This window comes from Kineococcus gurbantunggutensis (assembly GCF_050871925.1).
Lineage (GTDB): Bacteria > Actinomycetota > Actinomycetes > Actinomycetales > Kineococcaceae > Kineococcus.
The window spans coordinates 1-4964 of the sequence record NZ_JBJLSG010000246.1 but is presented as its reverse complement, the minus strand read 5'-3'; the positions used below and the strand labels follow the sequence as shown (position 1 = coordinate 4964).

At 77.7% G+C, this 4964-nt stretch carries 4 protein-coding genes; 1 reads left to right on the top strand and 3 read right to left on the bottom strand.

From position 1 onward, the window contains the following. Positions 1-137 precede the first annotated feature (137 nt). From ACRYR7_RS24260 to ACRYR7_RS24250, 3 genes are all read right to left on the bottom strand, one after another. On the bottom strand, positions 138-1967 hold the full coding sequence (locus tag ACRYR7_RS24260) for a DEAD/DEAH box helicase (protein ID WP_432574859.1): 1830 nt from the start codon (positions 1965-1967) through the stop codon (positions 138-140). 76 nt (positions 1968-2043) lie between these two features. Further along, the gene (pdxY, locus tag ACRYR7_RS24255) at positions 2044-2895 is read right to left on the bottom strand and encodes a pyridoxal kinase PdxY (RefSeq protein WP_432574858.1); all 852 of its coding nucleotides are present in this window, start codon (positions 2893-2895) and stop codon (positions 2044-2046) included. Between the two features lie 47 nt (positions 2896-2942). After that, entirely contained in the window at positions 2943-3995 is a 1053-nt protein-coding gene (locus ACRYR7_RS24250; RefSeq protein WP_432574856.1) for a Gfo/Idh/MocA family oxidoreductase, read from the bottom strand. A 125-nt stretch (positions 3996-4120) separates the two neighbouring features. On the opposite strand from ACRYR7_RS24250, the gene ACRYR7_RS24245 reads away from it, so the two are divergent. Next, a partial coding sequence (locus ACRYR7_RS24245) for a LacI family DNA-binding transcriptional regulator (RefSeq protein ID WP_432574855.1) occupies positions 4121-4964 on the top strand: 844 nt, incomplete at its 3' end.

The following is a 4964-nucleotide window of genomic DNA, read 5'->3' as shown; positions in this document are numbered from 1 at the left end:
GCGGCGCGCGGGTCCTGGGGCAGCGTGGTCTCCACGGCCGGTGTCCTCTCACACTTGGTAGTCACACTGCCACTCTCAGTCACTGGGGGGTGGGGGGCGCCCCGCCCCGCCCGCCCGTCCGCTCCTCCCGCGGCGCGTCACCGGCCGCGGCCGGCGTCGCGCTCGCGGCGCACCGTGGGGCGCTTGCCGCGCAGCGTCGCCCCGCGCAGGCCCCGGATGACCTCCTCGGCCCTGTCGGCCGGCACCTCCACGAGGGAGAAGCGCTCGGTGATCTCGATGGCGCCCACGTCGCGGCCGGTCAGGGACGACTCCCCGGCGATGGCGCCCACGAGGTCCTGCGGCCGCACGCCGGCGCTGCGCCCCGCCCCCACGTACAGGCGCGTCATCGGCTGCGCGCCCGCGCGCCGGGCCAGGGGGCGCCCGCGGCCGCGCTCGGGCCCGGTGCCGCGCTCGCCGGCCGGCGGGCGCTCCTGCGGGATGTCCACGTCGTCGCCGTCGCGCCCGCCGGTGGCCTCGTGGGCGAGCTTGACGGCGGCCAGGGCGACCTGGAGCACGTCGAACTCGTCGCCGAGGGCCTCCACGACCGGGCGGAAGCGGTCCAGGTCGTCGGTCAGCAGGCTCTCGCGCAGCGCCGCGCGGGTCAGCTCCAGGCGCCGGGCGTGCAGGTCGGCCACCGTGGGCAGCGCCTCCACGGCGATGCGCTGACCGGTGACGCGCTCGATCGTCTTGAGCATCCGGTGCTCGCGCGAGTCGGCCAGGGTGATGGCCACGCCCTCGCGCCCGGCGCGCCCGACGCGGCCGATGCGGTGCACGTACGACTCCGGCGCGCTGGGCACGTCGTAGTTCACGACGTGGCTGAGGTGCTCCACGTCCAGGCCGCGCGCGGCGACGTCGGTGGCCACCAGCAGGTCCGCGGTCCCCGCCCGCAGCCGGCCCATCACCTTCTCGCGCTGGTCCTGGCTCATGCCGCCGTGCAGGGCCTCGGCCCGGTAGCCGCGCCCGTTCAGGCTCTCGGTGACGGTGTCCACCTGCTCGCGCGTGCGGCAGAAGACCAGGGCCGCGGTCGGCGCCTCCACGTCCAGCACGCGGCCCAGCGCGGCGGTCTTGTGGGCGCGCGGGACCAGGTAGGCGCTCTGGCGGACCCTGGGCACCTCCCCGGCGGCGACCGGGGCGCGCTCGATGCGCACCCGCACCGGGTCGCTCAGGTGCCGGCGCGCCAGCGCCGCCGTGCGGGCGGGCATGGTCGCCGAGAACAGCACCGTCTGGCGCTCCTGCGGCGCCGCCGCCAGCAGCGCCTCGATGTCCTCGCTGAAGCCCATGTCGAGCATCTCGTCGGCCTCGTCGAGCACCACGGTGCGCAGCGCCCCGAAGCTCAGCGCGCCGCGCCCCAGCAGGTCCAGCGCCCGCCCGGGGGTGGCCACGACGACGTCGACGCCGCGCTCCAGCGAGCGCAGCTGCTGGCCGACGGGGGTGCCGCCGTACACGGGCAGGACCCGGGCGCCCAGCTCGCGGCCGTACTTGTACATCGCCTCCGAGACCTGCACCGCCAGCTCGCGGGTGGGGGTGAGCACCACGGCGGTGGGGGTGCCGGGCCGCTCGGGCAGCGGGGCCAGGACCTGCAGCAGCGGCAGCGCGTAGGCCGCGGTCTTGCCGGTGCCGGTCGCGGCGATCCCCAGCACGTCGCGCCCGGCCAGCAGCGGGGGCACGGCCTCGCGCTGGATGGGCGTGGGCTCCTCGTAGCCCAGCGCGCTCAGCGGCCGCAGCAGCTCCTCGCGCAGGGCGAGGTCGGCGAAGGTCGGCTCGTCCGCCGCGGGCTCGTCCGCCGCGGGCTCGTCCGCCGCGGGGTCGGCCGGGACCGGCTCGTGCGTGCTCGGGTCCTGCGTGCTCGGGTCCTGCGTGCTCGGGTCCTGGGTGCTCGGGTCGTCCGGGGTCGGGTCGGCGGGGGTGGAGCCGTCGGGTGCGCTCATGCTGCGAGTGTGCCCACCGCCGCCGCGCCGCTGTCGGCGGCCCGGCCCCGGCGGCTCCGACTCCCGCGCGCGGGGCTCAGCGGACCCGCTCGGCGGTGAACTGCAGGCGCGGGGAGGCGAAGACGTCCTGCGTCTGCACGATCCGCAGCTCCCTCTCCCCGGAGCGGTACGTGGCCTCGATGAGGTCGAACACGCTGGAGACGGTGCGCTCGAGCGCGGCCGAGGCGTCACCGGTGCGCCGGTAGTGCGCGGTGAACAGCGCCGCGGTGACGTCGCCCGAGCCGTTCGCCTTGAACGGCAGCAGCGGGGTGCGCACGATCCAGGCCCCGGCGTCGTCGACGGCGAGCGTCTCGATCGTGGCGTCCTCGCGCCCGGGCCGCTCCACGCTGGTGACGAGCACCGTGGAGGGGCCCATCCCCCGCGCCAGGTCCACGGAGGCGAGCGTGGACTCCAGCGTCGTCGGCTCGGTTCCCGTCAGGTAGCCCAGCTCGAACTGGTTGGGCGTGATGAGGTCGGCGACGGGCACGACCCGCTCGCGCAGCAGGTCCGGGATCTCCGGGGCGACGAAGCAGCCGGACCTGGCGTTGCCCATCACCGGGTCGCACGCGTACAGGGCCGAGGGGTTGGCGGCCTTCACCCGGCGGACGGCGTCGACGATCACGTCGCCGATGCCGGTGCCCCCCTGGTAGCCGGAGAGCACCACGTCGGTCTGCGGGAACACCCCGCGCTCCTCCACGCCGGTGATGACGTCCCGGACGTCCTCCGCGGCCATGACCGGCCCCCGCCACGAGCCGTAGCCGGTGTGGTTGGAGAAGTTCACGGTGTGGACGGGCACGACCTCCACGCCGATGCGCTGCAGCGGGAACACGGCCGCGGAGTTGCCGACGTGGCCGTGGGCGACCGCCGACTGGATGGAGAGGATCTTCACGACTCAGCCCTTCGGGGGTGCGGGGGTGGCCAGCGTACGGGGCGCGGTCACGGGGTCGCCGCCGGGACGGCGGGCAGGCCGGTGCGCACCGACTCGACGCAGGCCAGCGCCACCGCCAGGGCGCGGTGGGCGTCGCGGCCGGTGACCGCCGGGGCCCGGTGCTCGCGCACGGCCGCGGTGAACTCCGCGAACTCGGCGGTGTAGGCGTCGGCGAACAGCTCCACGTCCGAGCGGACCGTGGCCGCGTGCGCCCCGGCGGCGTCGTGGCGCACCAGGGAGCCCGCCGCGGTGGTACCGATCGTGAGCATGCCGGCGGAGCCGAACACCTCCCCGCGCACGTCGTAGCCGTAGGCCGCGGAGAAGCTCGCCTCGGCGGTGGCGATGGCGCCGCCCTCGAACCGGAGGGTGACCACGGCGGTGTCCAGCAGGCCGGCGTCCTTGAACTCGGGGGCGACCAGCGCGTCGGCGACGGCGTGCACGGAGACCACGTCGCGGCCGGGGTTGAGCCACAGCAGGGTGTCGAAGTCGTGGATCAGGGTGAGCCGGAAGACCGCCCACGGCGGCACCGCCGCGGGGTTCGCCAGCCCGGGGTCGCGCGTCACGGAGCGCAGCAGGTGCGGGGTGCCGATCGCGCCGGCCTCGACCTGGGCGCGGGCGGCGGCGAAGGAGCGGTCGAAGCGGCGGTTGAAACCCACCTGGAAGGGCACGCCGGCGGCCGCGGTGGCGGCGGTGCCGCGCTCGACGTCGGCCAGGTCCATCCCGGCGGGCTTCTCGCAGAACACGCCCCTGCCCGCGGCCGCGGCCGCGCACACCAGGTCCGCGTGCGCCTCGGTGCTGGCGGTGACGACCACGGCCTCCACCGCCGGGTCGGCCAGCAGCTCGGCGGGGTCGGTGACCGCGCGCGCGCCCAGGGGGCCGGCCACCGCCTGCGCGGCCCCGGGTCGCGGGTCGGCCACGCCGACCAGCCGTGCGCCCGGTACCCGGCCGGCCAGCAGCCGGGCGTGGGAGGCGCCGATGCGCCCGGCGCCGATCAGCCCCACCCCCACCGGGGCCGCCGTCGTCCTCGCGCCCGTGCCCGTGCCCGTGCCGGCGTCACCCACCGCGTCCCCTCCACCCCGTCGTGCCCGGAACCCCCGCCCCTAGAGCGCTCTAGGCCTGGAGCGCTCCAGATCCTGCGCCGCGAGCGCGTCCCGGTCAAGCGGGTGGCGCACTAGGGTCGGCCCCGGTGAGCGCGGTGCGGACGGGGGCGCGGACGGGGACGGGGGCGGCGGTGGGCGCGGGGGAGCGGGACCGGCCGGTGACGATGGCCGACGTCGCCGAGCGCGCGGGCGTCTCGCGGGCGCTGGTCTCCATCGTGCTGCGCGGGGTGCCCGGCGCCGGCCCCGCCAGCCGCGAGAGGGTCCTGCGCGCGGCGGCGGAGCTGGACTACCACCCCGACCAGCGGGCCCGGCTCCTGGGCGCGGCCCGCAGCCGCACCCTCGGGGTGGTCCACGACCTGCACCAGCCCTTCCACGGCGAGCTGGTCGAGGCCCTGTACGCCGCGCTGGGGCGCGGTGCGGCGGGGGAGCGCGGGTGGCGCCTGGTCCTGGAACCGGCGGCCCGCAGCCGGCGCGAGGCCGGTGCGGTGCGCGCCCTGCTGGACCAGCGCTGCGAGGCGCTGCTGCTGCTGGGGCCCACCCTGCCCCGGGCGGACCTGGCGCGGCTGGCCGCCCGGGTGCCGGTGGTGGTCCTCGCCCGCGCCGTCCGCGGCGTGGACGTCGACGTGGTGCGCACCGACGACGAGGCCGGCGCCCGCCTGGCGGTGCAGCACCTGGCCGGGCTGGGGCACCGGCGCATCGCGCACCTGCACGGGGGCCGGGCGCCGGGGGCCGCCGAGCGGCGCGCCGGCTACCGCGCCGCGGTGCGCGCGGCCGGTCTGGAGCCCGAGCTGGTCGCCGGCGGGCTGGGCGAGGCCGCCGGCGAGGGCCCCCCCCCCCCCCCGTTTCCCCGCCGCGGGCCCCGCGCGGTGTTATCCATTAAACAACCGTGGGGCGGCCGGCTTCTTTTCGCCCCCCCCGCCCCCCGCGGGG

Coding starts and splice junctions, on each gene's coding strand:
- ACRYR7_RS24260 (WP_432574859.1), bottom strand. CDS start 1,967: ATGAGCGCACCCGACGGCTCCACCCCCGCCGACCCGACCCCGGACGAC.